This is a genomic window from Psychroflexus salarius, assembly GCF_900129035.1.
Taxonomy (GTDB): domain Bacteria; phylum Bacteroidota; class Bacteroidia; order Flavobacteriales; family Flavobacteriaceae; genus Psychroflexus; species Psychroflexus salarius.
In genome coordinates this window covers 71,084-92,182 of sequence record NZ_FQTW01000008.1, presented here as the reverse complement: position 1 = coordinate 92,182, position 21,099 = coordinate 71,084, and the positions used below count along the sequence as shown (strand labels likewise).

The following is a 21,099-nucleotide window of genomic DNA, read 5'->3' as shown; positions in this document are numbered from 1 at the left end:
TAAAAAAAGTTATCAATGTTACGTGAATAAAAACGATATTTATGAATGAAATTTTTAACCCAAAAAAGATCAACCTATTTCAGGACAAGACAAAATGATATTCAATAAAATAACTTAACGCAACAAACCTAAAATTATAAATTTATAGGATAGATTTAAAAACATAGACTTCTTACCATAAATGTCGAGTTTAAATTCTTTATCTTTGAAGAAAATATAATCAATATGAAAATTATTAAAACACTTTCAATTTTAATTTTTACAAGTTTACTGATTGCCTGTGGCCATTCAACTGATGTTGTGGAATCAGGAACCTACCAAGGTACAATATCTGAAGTTGAAGCTGATAAAAATGAAATTTATGTTAAAACTGACGATGGCAAAACGCTTGAACTCTATTTTACTGAAGAAACTCAACTTATGCAAAATGGTAAAATGGCAGAATTTTCAATTTTAAAAGAAAACCAAAACGTCGAAGTTGAAGTTGAAAAAGTTGGAAAACGTCTAGACCCAATTTCAGTTAAAGTTTTGAAATAAATGCAAGAAATTGAATTTTGGCGAACAGCAGTTTATCATCCGCTTAGCGTTCATTTTCCAATTGTAATCATCATCTTAGCAACTTTGTTTAAGTTGCTAAGTTTGTTTAATCACAAATTTAAGAGCACAACCCAAATCTTAATTGGGTTAGGTTTAATTAGTACTTGGATAGCTTATTATACAGGTTCCCAAGCCGATGGCGAAGTTTCTAGAACAATCTGTGATCCTACAGTTTTAAAAAATCATGAAAACTTTGCATTGTATCTTGGTTATATAATTAGTTTAATAGCTTTAATTGAGTTTAATCTGAAACTTAAAATTTTTAAAATTTCTAACAAATGGCAGTCGTATGCTGTTTTAATTGGCTTAATCGTTAGTTGTGTAATTTTAACTTATGTTGGTCACCTTGGCGCTGAACTTGTTTATAACCAAGCAGCTGGCGTTAATATTCCTAGCGAAGACTGCCGAGAATTTGAATAATTTTGTTTATTAGATTTTATCCTTTACATTTAAGTCATGAAAGAAAATCCAAAGCTCAAGTATAGTGACTTAAAGCGATTATACCAATTCACACGTGAACATTTTGTTGTTTATGTTGATGTTCAGCGTATTTTCGTAAAAGAATTGGCAGAAGGTATAAAACAACAATGGGAACAAAACCCTGACCTTAAATTTGAAACAGCACTTGAACGTCAATTTAAAACCTACGGTATTTATGGGTTCTCTGATCGAAATGATACAATTGTTCAAAAACTTCAAACCTATTATCTAAAAGTCTCAATAAAATACAGCTTAGAAAAACTTTTAAGTAAAAATATTTTATTAAGCCTATTATTAGCTTTTTTGGTTTACTACCTGTTTTTCGGTTTAGGTTGGCAAGCTTACTATCTTTTAACGTTTGCAATTTTATTTATAATTGGTGCATTTTACCTACATTTTAGACATCAGCGTAAACTAAATAAATCACGTAAGAGTCATACAGCGAGTCTCATTAACGAAACCATTAAAACTGGTGGTAATAGTGGTATGGTCACGCTTATATTAGTTCAGTTTCCGCTACAAATAAGTAAAGCGAATACTGGTGCTTTATTAGATGAAATCTTTTTAGTGACTATGTATCTAGTTATGATTTTGGGTGTTTACATTTTATATACATCATATTTTATCTTACCTCAACAAAACTTTAAAATTAAGCGTTTACTCCATCAAAAACTTCATAATTATCAAACCACATGAGCATAGTTAGATTAATTTTTGCAATAATTTTGCCACCATTAGGCGTATTTTTTACCGTAGGCATTAAACCTGCCTTTTGGCTTAATATATTACTAACAATTCTCGGTATTGTTCCAGGTATTGTTCATGCCGTTTGGCTTATTGCAAAACACGACAACTAATGCTGTATTTAATTCTAAGTAACTTTTTATTAAGTACATTTGCCATTATACCATTTCTTGAAATAGATCATTGGTCTGTTCGTTTTTTCGATTTTCCTCGAGTTCAATTTTTAAGCTTAAATATTCTTTTAATCGTCATTAATTTAAGTCTTTTTCAAACCGAAACTTGGTTTTTAATAAGTTTTACAATACTCGTCTTAGCAAGCCTTTACCAAGTCAAAAAAATCATTAAATACAGCCGCATTTACCCTGTTGAAGTTAAAAGCACAAAACAAAATATTCCTGACCAAGAAATCAGCATTCTAGTCAGTAATGTGCTCATGACTAACACATCAACTCATCAATTAATCAAATTAATAAAAAAGCACCAACCTGATGTTTTACTTTGTCTTGAAACCAATAAATATTGGGAAAATGCATTATCTGAAATCACCAAAAATTACACAGACCAAGTTAAAATTCCACAAGAAAACTTATATGGAATGCATTTGTATTCTAAATTAAAACTATCTCACCTCAACATTAGAAATTTAGTTGAAGACGATGTCCCTTCGATTACATGCCAACTACAGTTGAAGTCAGGTCAGAATATTCAATTTTACGGCTTGCATCCAAAACCACCAAGCCCAACTGAAAACGAAGCGTCTACAGAACGTGATGCCGAATTATTAATGGTTGCCAAAGAAGTTAAAAACGCTAAAATCCCTAGTATTGTTTGTGGTGATTTAAATGATGTAGCTTGGTCTAAATCTACTGAATTATTTAAAAAAATTAGTGGCCTACTCGATAGCCGAATTGGTCGTGGCCGCTTTAGCACATTTAATGCAAAATATTGGCTCTTGAGATGGCCGTTAGATCATTTTTTCCATTCGGCCCATTTTACACTTAAAAATATTAAGGTTTTGCCAAGTATTAATTCAGACCACTTCCCTATTCTAACCAAACTTCAATACCAATCTGTTGCCGAGCTAGTTCATGAAGCACCAAAATTTGAACCTGAAGATCTTGATGAAGCCAACCAAACCATTAATCAAGTTACTTAATTTTTTCAAAAACTAATATATTAAAGCCCTATTTTTAGAGATAAACTTATATTTGCTCTATGGAACATTTTGTTGTATCTGCTCGAAAATATCGTCCTCAAAACTTTGAAGATGTCGTTGGCCAAAAAGCCATTAGCAATACTTTACTCAACGCTATTAAAAACGACCATCTTGCCCAAGCCTTATTATTTACTGGTCCACGTGGTGTAGGCAAAACATCATGTGCGCGAATATTAGCAAAAACAATTAACCAACAAGAACTTGGCCCTGATGCAAGTAATATAGAAGATTCTGATTTTAGCTTTAATGTTTTTGAACTTGATGCAGCGTCAAACAACTCGGTTGACGATATTAGAAACTTAACTGACCAAGTTAGAATTCCACCACAAACAGGAAAATACAAAGTCTATATTATAGATGAAGTACACATGTTATCGCAAGCAGCTTTTAATGCCTTTTTAAAAACATTAGAAGAACCACCAAAACATGCTATATTTATCCTTGCCACAACCGAAAAACACAAAATTATACCTACAATTTTGTCGCGCTGCCAAATATTTGACTTTAAACGAATTACGGTAACTGATATTAAAGAACACCTCAAAAAAATTGCCCAAAAAGAAGGTGTTACAGCCGAAGATGATGCGCTACACATCATCGCTCAAAAAGCTGATGGTGCCATGAGAGACGCACTTTCTACTTACGATCGTGTGGTTAGCTATTGTGGCAAGAATTTGACAAGACAAGCAGTGACTGAAAATTTAAATGTTCTTGATTACGAAACTTATTTTAAAGTCACAGATTTATTACTACACAACCAAATTGCTGATGTCTTAATTAAATTCAACCATATTTTAGCCAAGGGTTTTGATGGACAGCATTTTATAAGTGGTCTAGCTAGCCATTTTAGAGATTTAATGGTTTGTCAAAACCAAAAAACAATTGCTTTGCTTGAGGTTGGCGAACAAACCAAAACACGCTATTTTGAACAAGCGCAACAAACAAATATGCCATTTTTACAAACGGCGTTAAAGCTTGCCAACCAATGTGATTTTGATTATAAGTTGAGTCGAAATCAGCGTTTACATGTGGAAATTTGTTTGATGCAATTAGCCTCTATTACTTCTGAAAATAATCCTGACTTAAAAAAAAAAGCTGAACCAAAAATCATAAGCCCATCTGAAGTAAAAACACCAGAAAAAGAGGTGTCCGCTTCAGTTGAAGCTAATGGAACAAAGCAAAATGCACATACAACTGAAAAACCAGCAAATCAAAAAAGTGTAGAAACTTCAACTGAAACTGAGCAGCCAGAGCCTGCTATTTCTACTCAGAAAAAAGTTGAAAGTCCTACTAAAAAAGCGGCCACAGCGTCAGAAGTAAATTCATCTATAACTCAAGTAGAAGAAGCCAAACCTTCAGGCTTATCTTTAAAAGCTATTAAGCATAAAAAAGCTCTCAAAGCCGAGAAAGAACGATTAGAGTCAACTAAAACAGAGCGTTTGTCTGAATATTCACAAGAAGATTTAGAACGTTCTTGGGGCGCCTTTGCTAAAAAAGTTAAAAACAAAGGCCAAAAAATATTAGCGACTTCGATCGGGATGTGCAAACCTGTAGCAAAAGAAAATTTAATTTGTATTGAGGTGCCTAATGATACGATGAAAGCTGAAATTTTACAGCAACAAGGAGACTTGATGGGCTTTTTAAAAAAAGAGCTGGATAATACCACTTTAGATTTACAAATTGATGTGGTGCATAAAAATGAGAAAGAAAATACTAAGTATTTATACACCGATCGTGAAAAATATGATAAACTGGTTAAAAGCTATCCAAGTTTAGATAAATTAAGACAAACATTTGATTTAGATTTGAAATCATGATTCTAGGACTAAAATTACCAACAGACCCAAGATGGGCAAATATTGCTGAAAAAAATATTTCTGAAATTTTAATCGATCACGCTTATTGCGAACAAAAAGCGGCTTCAACGGCTATTTCATTAATTGTGAGTTTCCCCGAATATGAAGACTTAGTAACTGAAATGACGGCTTTAGTGCAAGAAGAAATGAGCCACTTTAAGCTTGTGCATGATTTATTAAAAGAGCGTAAGATTGAGTTAGGACGCGATCGAAAAGATGAATATGTTAACCAATTGCTTCGTTTTTTCCCGAAAGGTGGCAGCAGAACTGACCAATTAATACACCGACTATTATATGCTGCTTTAATTGAAGCAAGAAGTTGTGAGCGTTTTAGGTTACTTTCTGAAGAACTTCAGGATGAGAAATTACGTAAATTCTACCGAAAATTAATGATTAGTGAGGCTAACCATTACACGATGTTTTTAAATTTTGCTAGAAAATATGGAGATCGTGAAATTGTTGATCAAAAATGGCAAGACTTATTAAATTATGAAGCTGAAGTTGTAAAAAGTTTTGAAAAAGGCACAGGTGTTCACGGCTAGTTTGTGATGATATAAAAAAGCAGGTCTGTAAGCCGGATTCTGTCGTTAACCTCAGTTAACGCCTTATCATTTATCTGGTTTTAATATTACTATTAAAATCTAATCTACCAACCCTCCAAGATTGGCCGCACAAGCCTCGAGCCTTGGTTTACTTGGTATTTCACCGCGTAGAGTTTACCTGATTTCACTACAGCTTAACCTGTACATTCTTTCTGTTGCACTTGTCCGATTTGTCATTAAAACAAATGACGGGCGTTACCCGCTACGCTGTGCTTTGGTGTCCGGACTTTCCTCACTAAAAAGCGCGATAAGGCGACCTGCTTTGGCAAAGATACGTGTAAAATTGGGTTGTCTATAATTAATGAAGTAGAATTTAATTTTCATACCCTAACAGAAATAAACCTGTAATTTTTGACTTATGAATCATAAGCTAAAAAAGTACTTATTTATTAAAAACATACAACTTGAATATTGCTTTATAGATATGTAAGTTGAATCACAGTTTTTTGTACTTTTGCAGCGAAATAATAAATATCATGTACAACAAAAATATTAAACTTATAATAGCAGGCTTAATCATTATTTATGCTGTATATCAATTTACAGAATCACAAATTGGTAATGGCATTGCTTTAATTTTATTTTCTGGTATTTTTATATTTCTATACTTTAAAAACGAATTTATTCTTCTAGCATTTCTAAAATTAAGAAAACAAAATTTTGAAGGTGCTAAAAATTGGTTAGACAAAATCAAGAATCCAGAAGCAGCTTTAACTAAAAAACAACAAGGTTATTACAACTATCTACATGGCTTAATGCTATCACAAAAAAATATGAATAAAGCTGAAAAGTATTTCAAAAAAGCCATTAAACTTGGACTTGCCATGAAGCATGATTTAGCTATGGCAAAAATTAACTTAGCAGGAATAGCAATGACTAAGCGAAGAAAACGAGAAGCTCAAACCTTAATTAAAGAAGCTAAAGATTTAGATAAGCATAACATGTTGGGTGATCAAATTAAAATGATGAAACAACAATTAAAACGAATTTAGTATTTACCTTTTCTGTATTTTGAAGGCGTAATATTAAATCTGTTCTTAAAAGATTGATTTAAGCTAGAAGGTGAGTTAAAACCCAAGTCGTTAGCGATTTCCTGTATGTTGAGATCTGTGTTTCTCAATAACTTTTTTACCTCTTGTAAACGATGTTCAATAACGTATTGATGTGGCGTTGTACCTATTTCTTCATTAAATTTTCTGATAAAATGAAATTTACTCCAGCCTGAAATTTCAACTAGAACATCAGTATCAATTGGTTTATTAAGGTTATTTTGAATGTAAGTTATTACACGCTGTATGGGCTTAGAAAATTCTTCACTTTCCTTTTTAGATACTTCTTTAGCGTTATCTTCGTCGTTAGCCTTTGTGTTATATAGAGCTACTGCAATATTATTAATTATATCTGATTCGCGCAGTGGCTTAGACAAGTAACCTGTAGGACTTGTAGTTTGAATTCTTCTTAGAGTTGAAGAGTCTGAATAGTTTGTGATGTAAAAAAATGGGATATCAGTATTTTGGCTAATGTAACTTCCAATTTGAATACCTTCATTTTTTCCCTCTAAATTTATGTCAAGCAAAATGAGATCTGGAACAATTGAAGCAATAGCATCAATACATTCTTTAACACTTTCAAATTTGTGAATAACATCATAATTATTTTTTTCTAAAATCTTTACCAGTTGAAGCTTGAGTGGTAAATCATCTTCAACAACCATTATGCGTGCATTCATATATTGTATTCTATTTTAACTAAATCTTCTGTAAAATTATGATTTAATTTTAATTGTTGATAAATAATTTTAAATAAAGTGAAGTTTTTCAATTGATTTTCAATGCTGTTAAAAAAATCACTTGGTTTTGAATGCGGGCTCTCATACATAATTTGTAAAGTGGCATTTTTAATTTCAAAAGTTATGATAAGATCATCATTATTCAATGAATTCTGGTCATCTAAATGAGTTGTAAAAATTAATTCATAAATTAAAAAACCAAGATATACAGCATCTTTAGCTTTTATAATAGTATTGTTATTTATGCTTTGGTAATCAAATTTAATTGAATTAAGCAAACTTAAATCAAAGATTTGCTCAAACTTCAAAAAATAAGATTTTAAATCGACTTCTGCTTTATAAGGCTGATCACGAGTTAAAGACGCATATAACGAGTTAATAGCTAACAAATATGGTTTTACCCGACTGTATTTTTTATCATTAGGTAAGTCTGATAGTTCAAGTAAAGCAATAACTGACTGCAAATTACTATTGACATCATGGTAGAGTATTCTGAATTTATTAAGATCAGTCATAAATATTTTAACTTAAAATTACAAATTGTGTGAATTTATTATTAATTTTCAACTATATTAATATTTGAAATATGAAAATAAATATTATCATTTACTTTCTGTTCTGCCTTTTTTGTACGGCTCAACAAAACTCTAATAAAAGTAATGATTTATTTTTTGAAAGTATTTTAAATCATCAAAAAAAGTTTTCATACGATATTGAAAGAGCCTACCTCAAACAAAATTTTGATAAGGCAAATAAAATTTTTAAGAATTTTATTCAAGAACAACTAATCAATAAAAAAATGAATGATTTTAGATGGAGCCGATTTAGATCTAAATCGAAAGCACTTTATGATATTGAAATGCCTATTTATTTACAAACACGTTCATCATGGTGTTTACCTAGTGAAGGTGAAATACCTACATTAAATAAGCTTGCTAAAAAATTTAAAAACAAAATAAAGTTCGTTGTATTATTTTGGGACAAAAAGTCCAGAATGAGAAGTGAAGGAAGAAAATATAATAGTGTGATTGATGTTGTATACATCAATGAGTTAACTTATAAAAATGACTATATAATTAAAGCTTTAAAACATGTATTAGGCGTGCCAGTAGTTTACCTGATTGACGAGCATAAAAAAGTTAGGCTCATAGAAAGACCAGTAAGTACGCCATTTCATTTCGATAGCGAAACATCTAAAGAAATTTTTGAAGGTGCCATCTTGAAACAAATCAATCACTTAGTTAGTGATTAGTTTACTTACCAAAAATCATTTTTAGACCTACGATTAGCATTACAACACCAAATATTTTCTTTAAAAGTGCTTGATTAATCGTAATTGCTAGTTTTGATCCAAAATAACCACCTACAATAAAACAAAGTGCCATAATTAGGGCGTACTTCCAATTAATTTCACCGTCTTGATAGTAATTGTACGCCGAAATAAATGTTACAGGAACGGCTAAAATAGCTAAGCTTGTACCTTGAGCTTGTTGCTGTGAATAGTTGAGAAAAATAAGCATGAATGGCACCATTATTATACCACCACCAAGACCTAACAAACCACTAGCAAAGCCACCTAAAACACCTATAACAACTAAAAGCAAAAAAGTTGATAAAGCCATGATTATTTCATTTGTGGAATTTTAATTTGATAGAGCTTCCTAGAAGAATTATTTAGATTTTTATCACGCAACCAAGGATTATAATTTTTTAGTGTTTTGTAGCTCAAATTAAATTGACGAGCAAAATCTGCAAAATTTGCCACTGCTGTATCAACTTCAACAATTTTGTAAGCTTGTAATTCATATAAATCATCAGCTTCAAAATGAAAACCATAAGCTTTTGGTTGAGACAAGATTGTCTTTAAAGCTACTATTCTAAATACATAACGTCTAGTTTCTTCATTCAATAGTAAGTCGTAATAATTAGAAGTTTCTTGACGGTCTAATTGATTTTGAATACCTGCCATTCCGCGATTATAAGATGCTGCAGCTAAACTCCATGATCCAAACTTTTCTTTCGCTTTTTTTAGATACTCACAAGCTACACGAGTCGACAATTCAATATGGTAGCGTTCATCTACATTATCATTAACTTCTAGACCATACTCACGAGCAGTCTTTTTCATAATTTGCCAAAAACCTGTAGCTCCAGCAGGTGATACTACTTGGGTTAATCCACTCTCAGCGACAGCTAAATATTTAAAATCGTCTGGAACACCTTCTTCTTTCAAAATAGGCTCAATTAAAGGAAAATATTTATTTGCACGTTTTATTAAAAGTAATGCATTAGATTGCCAATAAGTATTTACAAGTAATTCACGATCAAAGCGTTCGTAAATATCTGGGTCTTCAAGCGGAATTCTCTCTCCGGCGAAGTTCAAATTTTCTGGGGTTTCTAAAGCAAAAACATTGTAATCTTCTTCAAAGCTTTTGTTTTCTTTTGAAGTACTTACGGCATCAACTTCATTATCTATAAAAGCCGAAACAGTTATAAACCCTAAACCAACGATTGTTAAAACGCCTACTATTTTTAAAGTATTAGATATTAATTGATTTTGCATAATTTTTAATTTATAAGATTTGGTAAATGCTCGTTAAACCATCTAAAACGATTTAAAATCATGAGATGTGTTCCGCCTTCAATAGTCACACAGCCTTTTATATATTTGATTGGAAAAACACCATCTTGATCTCCATGAATATGTACAAAGTTAGTATTATCTTGAGTTTGTTCCCAATTTAAAATGCGTTTTATTGCCCAATCAAGATAATGTTTATCACTCATGGACATATAAGTTTTATACAATTGTATGCGTTTTTTTACGACATCACCTAACGGCAGTTTATCTATTTGCTCTAAATAATTAAAAACGCCCGTAGGTAAAACTTTATAAACACCTGTATCACGTGCGATTTTCATTCGTGGAGGCAACTCATTTTCATGTTTGACACTTGAAATAATTATTACTTTTTTAGCATTAACTAGCTTATGAATTTCTTGCACAATGATACCACCAAACGAAACACCTATTAAAACCACCTCATCATTTTTTGGTATGTGTTCACTTAAGCGTTTTGCGTAAGATTCTAAAGATTCATCTCCTAATGGGTCAAGCCAATCTAACCAATGCACTTTAAACTCATCAGGCAATTTAATATGCTCAAATATTGTAGGATTAGCAGCCATTCCTGGCATCATAAACACCTGAGTTTCCATAGATTTTATTTTGACAAGGTTATAATTGCAAAGCTACAACTTAAAGCTAAATGTTGTATTTTTATCAATACTTTATAAAAGTAGAATAACTGTGATTTCTACATACAAAAAAATATTGACAATAGGTTTGCAAAATCCATACTTTTTTTACGGAAAATGAAAATTTAAAATTAATTTATTATAGTTAAGTTTGAATATTAATATTTAAATCAGAAAATTATGAAAAAATTTAATTTATATTCAACTTTAATTTTAATTGTATTCTCAGTTATTACCTTATCTTGTAGCAAAGAGAACACTGAAGACTTGAACGAGACTCAAAACATCAAAACTGAGTCTAAAAACTACATACCTCCCACAATTAGTGATGCTGATATAGAAATTGGTTGTGAAGGTGGTTGCGACGAAGAAGGTAAAGCGTGTATTTTAATTATATCGACGACGACTCAAATTGGGGAATGTAGATGTGCAGGTTCTTGTAGCTTTTATATGAGACAAATGGGTAAAAGTAATTACAAAGAAATTAAAGAAGAAGCTCTTGAAGATTTCACTTATCTCATAAGAAAAGAATATGGCCTTGATGAAGTTGGTGTTAGAAAAATAGTGTTTAAGGAAGAAAATGATACCGAAGCTGCATTTTTCGAATTTTATCTTCCTGATGTTAAACAAGTTCAAACTATGCTTTGGTTAAAAACAAATAGCCAAAATAAATCTTTAGGTGGTAAAAAGATTTATAGTTGTGCGGGATCTTGTGACGATGAGAGTAAGACTTGTAGAGAAAGATTCTACATGAGAGAAGGTAGAGTAGAATGCACATGTGAAGGTAGTTGTTCTTTAACAGTTTACGAAGAAGAAGAAATAACTCCACCAAGACCATAATAGTTGACTAATAATTTTACTAGTAAACCTAACTAAAATTTTGGGTAGGTTTTATTTTTAAGCTTAAAATATTAATTTTAATTGCTCACTATATTGATAGTTTGGGTTTGAATAGCCTAAGCGTTTACAATGTTTGACACTTGAAATAATTATTACTTTTTTAGCATTAACTAGCTTATGAATTTCTTGCACAATAATACCACCAAACGAAACGCCTATTAAAACCACCTCATCATTTTTTGGTATGTGTTCACTTAAGCGTTTTGCGTAAGATTCTAAAGATTCATCTCCTAATGGGTCAACCAATCTAACCAATGCACTTTAAACTCATCAGGCAATTTAATATGCTCAAATATTGTAGGATTAGCTGCCATTCCTGGCATCATAAACACCTGAGTTTCCATAGATTTTATTTTGACAAGGTTATAATTGCAAAGCTACAACTTAAAGCTAAATGTTGTATTTTTATCAATAATTTATAAATGAAGATTATGAGTGATGATGATTTGAAAATTGAGAACAATACGTTTTTAAGACAGTATGAATTTAAAACAGAAGAAGGCTTATTAACCATAGAGTATCAAGACCAAGGAAGACAATTATTTTTAACTAAGCTAAATTTACCCTCTAAACAAATAAGCCTCGAAACGGTTGAAGTTTTTATCGCTCAAGTTTTAGAAACTTATCGTGACTCAAGAATTAAAGTGATGCCTACTTCTCCTGAAATAGCTAAGTTTTTTAAAAAATACCGTCAGAAATATAAAGATTTATTGCCAGCTGGCATTACTATTTAGACTTCAGAAGGAACCGAAACTAATTGCGCTTTTACCAAACCATCTTCAGCTATTTCAGTTAAAGTAACTTGTTGAAGTGTATTTACTAAGTAAGGATTCCAAGGAAATTTTATTTTAACGTAGTTTTCAGTAAAACCATGAATATAACCTTCTTTATTTTCGCCTTCAAATAAAACTTCATGCGTACTTCCTAATTGAGATTCGTAAAAAGCACGACGCTTTTTTGCTGAAAGTCCACGGAGCATTTTACTACGTTTTTTTCTTGTTTTTAAAGACACAGCACCTTCCATTTCTGCAGCCAGTGTATTGTCTCTTTCAGAATAGGTAAATACATGAAGATACGAAATATCAAGATCAACTAGAAAATTATAAGTTTCTAAAAACAATTCATCTGTTTCACCGGGAAAACCAACAATCACATCAACACCTATACAAGCATCAGGTAATTGTTGTTTGATGCGATTTACGCGGTCAACGTAAAGTTCACGCATGTAACGACGACGCATTTGTTTTAATAATGTATTACTACCACTTTGTAAGGGAATATGAAAATGCGGTACAAATTTTTGACTTGCCGCAACGAAGTCAATCGTTTCATTTTTAAGTAAATTTGGTTCAATAGACGAAATTCTTAAACGCTCAATACCTTCAACTGTTTCTAGGGCTTTCACCAAATCTAGAAAGGTATGTTCGTGTTTTTTATTTCCAAATTCTCCTTTTCCATAATCACCAATATTCACGCCTGTTAAAACAATTTCTTTAATATTCTGTTCAGATATTTCTTTAGCATTTTTCAATACATTTTCTAAAGTATCTGAGCGTGAAATACCCCGAGCAAGCGGAATGGTGCAATAGGTACATTTATAATCGCAACCATCTTGAACTTTTAAAAAAGCACGCGTACGGTCACCAATAGAATAAGAACCGACATAGAAATCTGCATCGTCTATTTCGCAAGAATGTACTTCTCCAAAATCATTTTTAGTTAAGTCATTAATATAATCGGTTACTTTAAATTTCTCGGTAGCGCCAAGAACTAAATCAACACCATTAACAGCAGCCAATTCTTCAGGCTTAAGTTGTGCATAACAACCAACACCTATAATAAAAGCATCACTGTTAATTTTACGCGCTTGTTTAACAATGGTTTTAAAGCGTTTGTCTGCATTTTCAGTAACGCTACATGTATTAATCACCACAACATCAGCTGGCGATTGAAAGTCGGTTTTTTGAAACCCTTTTTCTTCAAATTGACGTGCAATTGTGGATGTTTCAGAGAAATTTAACTTGCAACCTAAGGTGTAAAACGCTACTTTTTTTTGCATAAAGCTTTTATTCAATTATTATCTTATTCTAATGATAAAACTACATTTAGATCAAGATTATAAATTCATTTTTAATTACTTTGCAAATATACCAACTAAATCTTGTTTATTAAATTGAGACAGCGCCCAATCATTTACTGCATTTTAGCAAGTCTATTTATAAGCTTATATAGCTGTAAAAATTCATCTAAAGACAAACATTCTCACATGGTATTTCGTTACAACGAACATGCTAATATTACATCTTTAGATCCAGCTTTTGCAAAAGACCAACGCAATATTTGGGCATGCCATCAAATTTATAACACACTTGTTAAGCAAGACCATAACTTACACATTAAGCCTGATTTAGCTAAGAGTTGGCAGATTTCTGAAGACGGTAAAATCTATACATTTCAATTACGAGATAGTATTTTTTTTCATCAACATCCTATTTTTGGTAAAGATTCTACAAGACAAGTGACAGCCGAAGATGTTGTGTTTAGTTTAAAAAGACTAACTTCAACTGAAATTGCTTCACCTGGCAGTTGGGTTTTAGACCAAGTTGAAGCTATCAAACAGATTGATCAATCTCGATTACAAATTATACTTAAACAAGCTTTCCCGCCATTTCTAGGTATTTTAAGCATGAAGTATTGTTCTATTGTTCCAAAAGAAAGCAAACAGCTCAACTTACGCAAAACACCTATTGGCACTGGACCATTTTACTTAAAACGTTGGCTTGAGAATGAAAAAATGGTACTCAGAAAAAACAATCTGTATTTTGAAACTGATAGCTTAGGACATCAGCTGCCTTATCTCGAAGCGGTAGCGATTACATTTTTGCCTGACAAACAAAGTGAGTTTATGGCATTTTTACAAGGAAAATTAGATTTTTTAAGCGGCCTTGACCCTAGTTACAAAGATGAATTATTAACTAACACAGGTCAGCTTCAGCCGCAACATAGTGATAAAATTATTCTTGAAAAATCACCTTATCTAAATACAGAATACATCGGAATTAACATGGAAGGCCAGGAACAGGCACTACAGAATATTAACTTCAGAAAAGCTTTAAATTTCGGTTTCAATCGTGAAAAAATGATTACCTATTTACGAAACGGCATTGGTTTTCCTGCTAACAATGGCTTTATACCTAAAGGATTGCCAGGCTACCTCAACACAAAATTATATAGCTTCAGTAAAGACTCGGCTTCATATTATTTAAATAAATATAAAAAAGAAGCCAAAAATTCACCGAAAATAAACATTACAACCAACGCTAATTATGTAGACTTGATTGAATATATTCAAAAATCATATCAAGAAATCGGTATAGAAACATCGGTTGAAGTTTTGCCGCCATCAACCATAAGGCAGCAGCGGTCGGCTGGACAACTTGATTTGTTTAGAGCCAGCTGGATAGCCGATTATCCCGATGCTGAAAATTATTTAGGTTTATTTTTCTCAGAAAAAAAAGCACCAAAAGGTCCTAATTATACGCGTTTTAGCAACCCGTTATTCGATAGTTTGTTTGTGAAGTCACAAACCATTCAAAATGATAGTTTACGTTACACTTATTACCGAAAAATGAACCGATTAATCTCAAATAAAGCGCCTGTAATACCACTTTATTACGACCAAATTACTCGATTTTATCACAAAAACATCAAGGGTTTACAAATGAATCCTGTAAATTTGCTTGACCTCAAAACCGTTTACAAAGAACACTAATTATGGAATATATTATTGTGGGCATTGTTGCCATTGTATGCTTACTTATTGGATTATTTATCGGAAAAAAACTAGGCCATTCTGATGCTCAAGAAGCTCGTAAAAGAATTGAAAATGAAGCTATAGAGCTAAGACAAACCAACAAAAATTTAGAACTTCAATTAAAAGACTTAAACGCTAAATTAGAAACTCAACAAGAGACAGCTAAACAAGAGTTGAAAGAATTATCTGCTGAAAAAAATAAAGTAGAAATAGCTTTAACACAACGCAACACAGAATTTAAAAATCTACAAGAAAAACTAGACCACCAAAAAGCAGATGTTGAAAAACTACAAGAAAAATTTTCAGCTGACTTTGAAAATTTAGCCAATAAAATATTAGATCGAAAGTCTGAAAAGTTCACTTCGCTTAACAAAAAAAATATTGAGCAAATTTTATCACCGCTTAAAGATAAAATAAAATCATTTGAGGATAAAGTTGATAAAAACAATACAGATTTCATAAAAACACACTCTGAATTAGGCCAAAAATTAAAAGACCTCAACGAGCTCAATTCAAAAATTAGTGAAGAAGCTCAAAATCTAACAAATGCTCTAAAAGGTGAAACTAAAACCCAAGGGAATTGGGGCGAAATGATTTTAGAACGTGTGCTTGAAAAATCAGGTTTAACCAAAGGACGCGAATACGATATACAACAAAGTTTCGAAAATGAAGATGGCAAAAAACAAATGCCAGATGTGGTGATTAATTTACCTAACGAGAAACAAATGATTATCGACTCTAAAGTATCTTTAGTTGCTTACGAACGTTATGTTAATAGCAGCGAGTCACTTGAAAAATCAAAACATCTAAAAGACCATATTAAATCTTTAAAAACTCACATTAAGCAATTAAGCGAAAAGAAATATGAAGATTTAGGTTTTCAAAAATCGCCTGATTTTGTACTCATGTTTATTCCTATCGAGCCAGCTTTATATTTAGCTCAAAATGAAGACCAAAACTTTTTCTACTCAGCGTTTGACCATAATATTTTATTAGTCAGTCCTACAACGCTTCTTTCAACATTACGAACCGTAGATACCATTTGGAAAAACGAAAAGCAACAGCAAAATGCTAACGAAATTGCTAAGCACGCTGGTAATCTTTATGATAAATTCACAAATTTATTAGTTGAATTAGAAACTATCGGTAAGCGATTAAAATCGACTGATGTGGCTTACAGCGATGCGATGAAAAAACTAACTGGTAAACAAAATCTAATTAAAGATGTTGAAAAGTTAAAGCAACTTGGCGTTAGAACATCAAAAGATATCAGTCAAAAATGGATTAAAAAAGCTAATGAAAACTCTTTACTAGATCATGAATAAAACATACAAACACGCTTCTGAAAGTGAAGTAACATTATCTCAACTCATGTTACCTTCACATTCAAATTTTAATGGTAAAATTCATGGTGGTTTTATTTTATCGGTTCTAGACCAAATTGCTTTTGCTTGTGCCTCTAAACATTCTGAAAACTATTGCGTTACAGCCAGTGTAGATCGTGTTGACTTTCTCAATCCTGTTGAAGTCGGCGAACTACTTACTTTAAAATCATCAGTAAACTATGTCGGCCGCACTTCTATGGTTGTAGGTGTTAGGGTTGAATCTGAAAACATCCAAACCGGACATAAAAAACATTGCAATTCTTCTTATTTTACAATGGTGGCTAAAAATCAAGATGGCGAAGCCACTGAAGTTCCAGGGCTTATTCTTAAAACTGAAAATGATATCAGACGTTTCATTAAAAACATTAAACGTCGCGAATTACGCCAACAACATGATAAAACCTTTAATGACTTTCAATTAGACCTTGAAAATCACCTACAACTTCTAAAAAACCATAATGCAAAAGTTGAACTAGATAAGCATTAATAAATATGATTACAGATTTTCTAGAATTCGGTACTTTAAATTAATTTAATAATATTTTACTTTTTATTTTCTAGAGCTTTTGAATGTTTAAGTAAGCTATTCTTTTCTTTTGCAGCATCCCAATGATCAAATAAATCAATAAAATCGATTGCTGAATTCGGGCTTTGTTTTTCTAATTCTCCTTTTACGAAACCATGAACTAAAATCGATTCGATATAAAAATCTTCTTTAACCTTGTAGGGTTGGTAAGTTTCTTTTAATGAAATATTAAACAAACTCGCGGTTGTATTATACCAAAAAGCTCGCCATCCTGATTTTAAATCTTTTACTAAATCAAATGTTGTGATTCCTGTTTGGCGATGCATAAGCTTAACCAATATTTGTCCTTCTGTTTTGGTAAGTTTCTTCAATTCATCTGTAAAGCGATTCTCAATATAATCTTGAATTAATCGGGTATATTTTCGGCGTTTTCGCTTTGATTCAATTTGTTCTAAACGCTTATTTAAGCTGTCTAAACGCTTAGAGGCTAAAATAGCATAAGGCCAAACACGTTTAACTTTTCGCTTGAGTATCAGATATTGCCTAATATCTTTTCGGTTTGTTAACTTCAACTTAGGATAAATGACCACTTCGTCTAACTCAATTGAAGAAACCGCTTCAGGGTTTTCATCGGTTAAATCATAAAATTTCTTTTGCTGTGTTGAAGCTGTGGTTGTGTCCTGTGACCAAAGCACAAAGAACTTCAAGAAGAAAAAAATGATGATAAGAAATTTCATGTTTTAAAGACAGCTAATTCAATGCCAAAATTAAGATTTTGTAAAGTAAAATATCTTAAATTCTTTCCTAAATTCGCAGAAGTTAAAAATTTAAACTATGACAGATACATCTTTAAAATTTCTAGAAAAATACTTAAATAATGCAGCTCCTACTGGTTATGAAGCCGAAGGCCAAAAACTTTGGATGGACTATTTAGAACCCTATGTAGACGAATTTATCACCGATAATTACGGCACAGCTGTTGGCGTTATTAATCCTGAAGCAGAATTTAAAGTTGTGATTGAAGGTCATGCTGATGAAATTTCTTGGTATGTTAATTACATCACAGATGAAGGCTTAATTTATGTAATTAGAAATGGCGGAAGCGATCATCAAATTGCAACGTCTAGACGTGTTAATATTCACACTAAAAACGGCATTGTAGAAGGTGTGTTTGGTTGGCCAGCGATTCATACCCGTGACAAAAGCAGTGAACAATCGCCTAAACCTGAAAATATTTGTATTGATGTTGGTTGCTCAACCAAAGCCGAAGTTGAAGAGTTAGGCGTTCATGTTGGTTGTGTTATTACGTATCCAGATGAATTTTTTGTGCTTAATAATAATAAATTTGTATGTCGAGCTCTAGATAATCGCATGGGTGGCTTTATGATTGCTGAAGTGGCTAGATTGCTTAAGGAGAATAATGTTAAACTCGACTTTGGACTTTACATTACCAATTCAGTACAAGAAGAAGTTGGTTTACGTGGTGCTGAAATGATTACTCAGCGAATTAAACCTGATGTTGCCATTGTAACAGATGTTTGCCACGACACCACTACTCCAATGATCGATAAGAAAAAAGAAGGTTTAACTAAGATTGGTGATGGTCCAGTGATTAGTTATGCACCAGCCATTCAAAACAATTTAAGAGAACTTATTATCAACACAGCTGAAGATAAAAAAATACCGTTTCAGCGTTTAGCTGCAAGTCGAATTACAGGCACTGATACTGATGCTTTTGCTTATAGTAATGGCGGTGTTGCATCTGCTTTAATTTCGTTACCACTTAGATATATGCATACCACAGTAGAAATGGTACATAAAGATGATGTTGAAAATGTGATTCAATTGATATACAATAGCTTGCTCAATATTAAAAACAAGCACAACTTCAGTTATTTTAATTAATATTATTGAATTATACCAAATCTCCCATAAAATAAGATAAAAAAAGCCGTTTTATTAAAACGGCTTTTTTTAATTTTAATAGGTTTCTAAAAATAGTCCTTAAGGTTACTTTCTATTCTTTGGTTGATATCTGAAACATCAGCCTTCACAAATTTTTTACCTGTAATTTTTTCATACAACTCGATGTACCGATTACTTACGGATGTCACAAAATCGCTTGTCATCTCAGGGATTTTTTGATGGTCTTTGCCTTGAAATCCGTTTTCAATTAACCATTCTCTCACAAACTCTTTAGAAAGTTGCTTTTGGCGAAGTCCTTTTTCTTGTAATTCTTCATAAGTATCGGCATAAAAATAACGAGAAGAATCAGGTGTGTGTATTTCATCAATAACAACAATGTCACCTTCAACTGTTTTACCAAATTCATATTTTGTATCAACTAAAATTAAGCCACGCTTTTGAGCGATTTCTGTCCCTAGTTGAAACAGCTTCAAACTGTAATCTTCTAAAATTTCGTAATCCTGTTGTGATACAATTTGTTGATTTAAAATTTCATGCCGAGAAATATCTTGGTCATGTGAGCCTTGATCGGCTTTAGTAGTTGGTGTAATAATTGGTTGTGGAAGTTTATCATTTTCTTTTAAGCCATCAGGTAAATTAACGCCACAAACCTCACGTTTCCCAGATTTATATTCACGCCAAGCATGACCAGCCAAGTAAGCACGTACAACCATTTCTACCTTAAACGGCTCGCATTGATGACCAATTGCCACATTGGGGTCTGGAGAATTCGTCAACCAATTCGGCACTTGATGTTCTGTTGCTTTAAGCATATCGAAGGCAATCTGATTTAAAATTTGTCCTTTAAACGGAATTCCTTTTGGTAAAACCACATCAAAAGCACTGAGACGATCTGTGGCAATCATGATAAGTTGATGATTTGATAGTGTATAAACTTCACGCACTTTACCTTTATAATAATCAGTTTGAAGCTTAAAGTTGAAATTAGTCTCTAAAAGTGTAGAACTCATCATTTAAAATTGTGATTAATCTTGATTTTCAATTGATTTATAAGCTGAAATAACTTTTTTAACGAGTTTATGACGTATAACATCTTTATCGTCTAGATGTAAAATCCCAATCCCTTTAACATTTTTAAGAACTAAAAGTGCTTCTTTTAAACCAGAAATTGAACGTCTTGGTAAATCTACTTGGCCAGGATCGCCCGTAATCATAAACTTGGCATGTCGCCCCATTCGTGTTAAAAACATTTTCATTTGGGCATGCGTGGTGTTTTGAGACTCATCAAGAATAACAAAAGCATTATCTAAAGTTCGGCCTCGCATAAATGCTAAAGGTGCAATTTGGATAGTCCCTTTTTCTATAAAACTATCTAATTTTTCAGGCGGAATCATGTCACGCAACGCATCATACAAAGGCTGCATGTAAGGATCTAACTTTTCTTTTAAATCACCTGGCAAAAAACCAAGATTTTCACCAGCTTCAACCGCTGGACGCGTTAATATGATTCGTTTTACTTCTTTGTTTTTTAGCGCTCTTACGGCAAGCGCTACGCCAGTATAGGTTTTACCAGTTCCTGCGGGACCAATGGCAAAAACCATATCGTTTTTTTGCATTAACTCAACTAATTTGCGTTGATTAGCGGTTTGAGCTTTAATACTTCGACCGCCAACACCGTGAACTAAAACTTGGTCAGATTGTTTAGAGGTTTGATAGTCAGCTTTAGAGTCGCTTGTCAAGATGCGTTCTATACTATTTTCATCTAAGTTATTATACTTTAAGAAATACTCCGTTAACATTTTCAAGCGTTTCTCGAACTCGTCTAACATTTCTTCATCCCCAAAAGCTTTAATAGTTCCACCTCGAGCAACAAGTTTCAACTTGGGAAAATACTTTCTGATAAGTTGAAAGTTTTTATTTTGATCACCAAAAAACTCCTTAGGATTGATTTCTGAAAGTTCTAAAATTAGTTCATTCAATAGACATCATATTTGTGCATTAATACT

General features: G+C 32.2%; 25 protein-coding genes and 1 other RNA gene. 15 read left to right on the top strand and 11 right to left on the bottom strand.

Going from position 1 to position 21,099, the window contains the following annotated elements:
• Window positions 1–225 precede the first annotated feature (225 nt).
• From BUB82_RS09965 to miaE, 7 genes are read left to right on the top strand one after another with little or no spacing between them, the layout of a single operon-like run.
• On the top strand, window positions 226–537 hold the full coding sequence (locus BUB82_RS09965; RefSeq protein ID WP_073193473.1) for a hypothetical protein: 312 nt from the start codon (window positions 226–228) through the stop codon (window positions 535–537).
• Entirely contained in the window at window positions 538–1,017 is a 480-nt protein-coding gene (locus BUB82_RS09960; protein WP_073193472.1) for a DUF2231 domain-containing protein, read from the top strand. It begins immediately after the preceding gene.
• 36 nt (window positions 1,018–1,053) lie between these two features.
• Entirely contained in the window at window positions 1,054–1,773 is a 720-nt protein-coding gene (locus BUB82_RS09955; RefSeq protein ID WP_073193471.1) for a hypothetical protein, read from the top strand.
• On the top strand, window positions 1,770–1,934 hold the full coding sequence (locus BUB82_RS09950; RefSeq protein ID WP_073193470.1) for a YqaE/Pmp3 family membrane protein: 165 nt from the start codon (window positions 1,770–1,772) through the stop codon (window positions 1,932–1,934). The genes BUB82_RS09955 and BUB82_RS09950 overlap by 4 nt, the downstream gene beginning before the upstream one ends.
• Window positions 1,934–2,977, top strand: coding sequence for an endonuclease/exonuclease/phosphatase family protein (locus BUB82_RS09945; RefSeq protein WP_073193469.1), 1,044 nt, complete (start codon window positions 1,934–1,936; stop codon window positions 2,975–2,977). The genes BUB82_RS09950 and BUB82_RS09945 overlap by 1 nt, the downstream gene beginning before the upstream one ends.
• 59 nt (window positions 2,978–3,036) lie before the next feature.
• Window positions 3,037–4,854 (top strand): DNA polymerase III subunit gamma/tau, encoded by a 1,818-nt coding sequence (locus BUB82_RS09940; protein WP_073193468.1) that lies wholly within the window; start codon window positions 3,037–3,039, stop codon window positions 4,852–4,854.
• Window positions 4,854–5,435, top strand: a complete 582-nt coding sequence (gene miaE / locus BUB82_RS09935) for a MiaE family protein (protein ID WP_073193477.1) — start codon at window positions 4,854–4,856, stop codon at window positions 5,433–5,435. Before BUB82_RS09940 ends, miaE begins: the two co-directional genes overlap by 1 nt.
• Window positions 5,436–5,447: 12 nt before the next feature.
• Here miaE and rnpB read toward each other — a convergent pair.
• Window positions 5,448–5,759, bottom strand: an RNA gene (gene rnpB / locus BUB82_RS09930) — RNase P RNA component class A.
• 212 nt (window positions 5,760–5,971) lie between these two features.
• Here rnpB and BUB82_RS09925 point away from each other — a divergent pair.
• Complete coding sequence (locus tag BUB82_RS09925; RefSeq protein WP_073193467.1) at window positions 5,972–6,487, top strand: tetratricopeptide repeat protein; 516 nt, start codon at window positions 5,972–5,974, stop codon at window positions 6,485–6,487.
• Here BUB82_RS09925 and BUB82_RS09920 read toward each other — a convergent pair.
• The gene (locus tag BUB82_RS09920; RefSeq protein WP_073193466.1) at window positions 6,484–7,224 is read right to left on the bottom strand and encodes a response regulator transcription factor; all 741 of its coding nucleotides are present in this window, start codon (window positions 7,222–7,224) and stop codon (window positions 6,484–6,486) included. The genes BUB82_RS09925 and BUB82_RS09920 overlap by 4 nt on opposite strands.
• Entirely contained in the window at window positions 7,221–7,799 is a 579-nt protein-coding gene (locus tag BUB82_RS09915) for a hypothetical protein (RefSeq protein WP_073193465.1), read from the bottom strand. The genes BUB82_RS09920 and BUB82_RS09915 overlap by 4 nt, the downstream gene beginning before the upstream one ends.
• Before the next feature lie 284 nt (window positions 7,800–8,083).
• Between BUB82_RS09915 and BUB82_RS09910 the strand changes: the two genes are divergently transcribed.
• Window positions 8,084–8,536, top strand: coding sequence for a TlpA family protein disulfide reductase (locus BUB82_RS09910; protein WP_234949781.1), 453 nt, complete (start codon window positions 8,084–8,086; stop codon window positions 8,534–8,536).
• 1 nt (window position 8,537) lies between these two features.
• Here the strand turns inward: BUB82_RS09910 and BUB82_RS09905 are convergent, their stop codons facing one another.
• From BUB82_RS09905 to BUB82_RS09895, 3 genes are read right to left on the bottom strand one after another with little or no spacing between them, the layout of a single operon-like run.
• Window positions 8,538–8,906: a sulfite exporter TauE/SafE family protein gene (locus BUB82_RS09905; protein ID WP_073193463.1), complete on the bottom strand. Its 369-nt coding sequence runs from the start codon at window positions 8,904–8,906 to the stop codon at window positions 8,538–8,540.
• Window positions 8,907–8,908: 2 nt separating this feature from the next.
• Window positions 8,909–9,847 carry a lytic transglycosylase domain-containing protein gene (locus BUB82_RS09900; RefSeq protein WP_073193462.1) on the bottom strand — a complete coding sequence of 313 codons (939 nt, stop codon included), beginning with the start codon at window positions 9,845–9,847 and terminating at the stop codon, window positions 8,909–8,911.
• 5 nt (window positions 9,848–9,852) lie between these two features.
• Entirely contained in the window at window positions 9,853–10,503 is a 651-nt protein-coding gene (locus tag BUB82_RS09895; protein WP_234949780.1) for an alpha/beta fold hydrolase, read from the bottom strand.
• 219 nt (window positions 10,504–10,722) lie between these two features.
• On the opposite strand from BUB82_RS09895, the gene BUB82_RS09890 reads away from it, so the two are divergent.
• Window positions 10,723–11,382: a hypothetical protein gene (locus BUB82_RS09890; protein ID WP_073193461.1), complete on the top strand. Its 660-nt coding sequence runs from the start codon at window positions 10,723–10,725 to the stop codon at window positions 11,380–11,382.
• A 63-nt stretch (window positions 11,383–11,445) separates the two neighbouring features.
• Here BUB82_RS09890 and BUB82_RS09885 read toward each other — a convergent pair whose 3' ends face one another.
• On the bottom strand, window positions 11,446–11,688 hold the full coding sequence (locus BUB82_RS09885) for a hypothetical protein (RefSeq protein WP_073193460.1): 243 nt from the start codon (window positions 11,686–11,688) through the stop codon (window positions 11,446–11,448).
• 185 nt (window positions 11,689–11,873) lie between these two features.
• Between BUB82_RS09885 and BUB82_RS09880 the strand changes: the two genes are divergently transcribed.
• The gene (locus BUB82_RS09880) at window positions 11,874–12,176 is read left to right on the top strand and encodes an N-acetyltransferase (protein ID WP_073193459.1); all 303 of its coding nucleotides are present in this window, start codon (window positions 11,874–11,876) and stop codon (window positions 12,174–12,176) included.
• Here BUB82_RS09880 and mtaB read toward each other — a convergent pair.
• Window positions 12,173–13,501: a tRNA (N(6)-L-threonylcarbamoyladenosine(37)-C(2))-methylthiotransferase MtaB gene (mtaB, locus tag BUB82_RS09875; RefSeq protein WP_073193458.1), complete on the bottom strand. Its 1,329-nt coding sequence runs from the start codon at window positions 13,499–13,501 to the stop codon at window positions 12,173–12,175. The two genes, BUB82_RS09880 and mtaB, sit on opposite strands and share 4 nt — an antisense overlap.
• Window positions 13,502–13,708: 207 nt before the next feature.
• Here mtaB and BUB82_RS09870 point away from each other — a divergent pair, with 207 nt between their 5' ends.
• The 3 genes from BUB82_RS09870 to BUB82_RS09860 are packed head-to-tail and all read left to right on the top strand — an operon-like array spanning window position 13,709 to window position 17,128.
• A complete protein-coding gene (locus BUB82_RS09870; protein ID WP_083574513.1) occupies window positions 13,709–15,214 on the top strand; it encodes an ABC transporter substrate-binding protein in 1,506 nt (501 codons plus the stop codon).
• 2 nt (window positions 15,215–15,216) lie between these two features.
• Window positions 15,217–16,581 carry a DNA recombination protein RmuC gene (gene rmuC / locus BUB82_RS09865; RefSeq protein WP_073193457.1) on the top strand — a complete coding sequence of 455 codons (1,365 nt, stop codon included), beginning with the start codon at window positions 15,217–15,219 and terminating at the stop codon, window positions 16,579–16,581.
• Window positions 16,574–17,128: an acyl-CoA thioesterase gene (locus BUB82_RS09860; protein ID WP_073193456.1), complete on the top strand. Its 555-nt coding sequence runs from the start codon at window positions 16,574–16,576 to the stop codon at window positions 17,126–17,128. The genes rmuC and BUB82_RS09860 overlap by 8 nt, the downstream gene beginning before the upstream one ends.
• A 56-nt stretch (window positions 17,129–17,184) precedes the next feature.
• On the opposite strand, the gene BUB82_RS09855 is transcribed toward BUB82_RS09860, so the two are convergent.
• Window positions 17,185–17,904: a DUF4294 domain-containing protein gene (locus BUB82_RS09855; protein ID WP_073193455.1), complete on the bottom strand. Its 720-nt coding sequence runs from the start codon at window positions 17,902–17,904 to the stop codon at window positions 17,185–17,187.
• 97 nt (window positions 17,905–18,001) lie between these two features.
• On the opposite strand from BUB82_RS09855, the gene BUB82_RS09850 reads away from it, so the two are divergent.
• Window positions 18,002–19,072, top strand: a complete 1,071-nt coding sequence (locus BUB82_RS09850) for a M42 family metallopeptidase (protein ID WP_073193454.1) — start codon at window positions 18,002–18,004, stop codon at window positions 19,070–19,072.
• Between the two features lie 86 nt (window positions 19,073–19,158).
• On the opposite strand, the gene BUB82_RS09845 is transcribed toward BUB82_RS09850, so the two are convergent.
• Window positions 19,159–20,103 carry a phosphoribosylaminoimidazolesuccinocarboxamide synthase gene (locus tag BUB82_RS09845; protein WP_073193453.1) on the bottom strand — a complete coding sequence of 315 codons (945 nt, stop codon included), beginning with the start codon at window positions 20,101–20,103 and terminating at the stop codon, window positions 19,159–19,161.
• Between the two features lie 15 nt (window positions 20,104–20,118).
• A complete protein-coding gene (locus tag BUB82_RS09840) occupies window positions 20,119–21,072 on the bottom strand; it encodes a PhoH family protein (RefSeq protein ID WP_073193452.1) in 954 nt (317 codons plus the stop codon).
• Window positions 21,073–21,099: the final 27 nt, after the last annotated feature.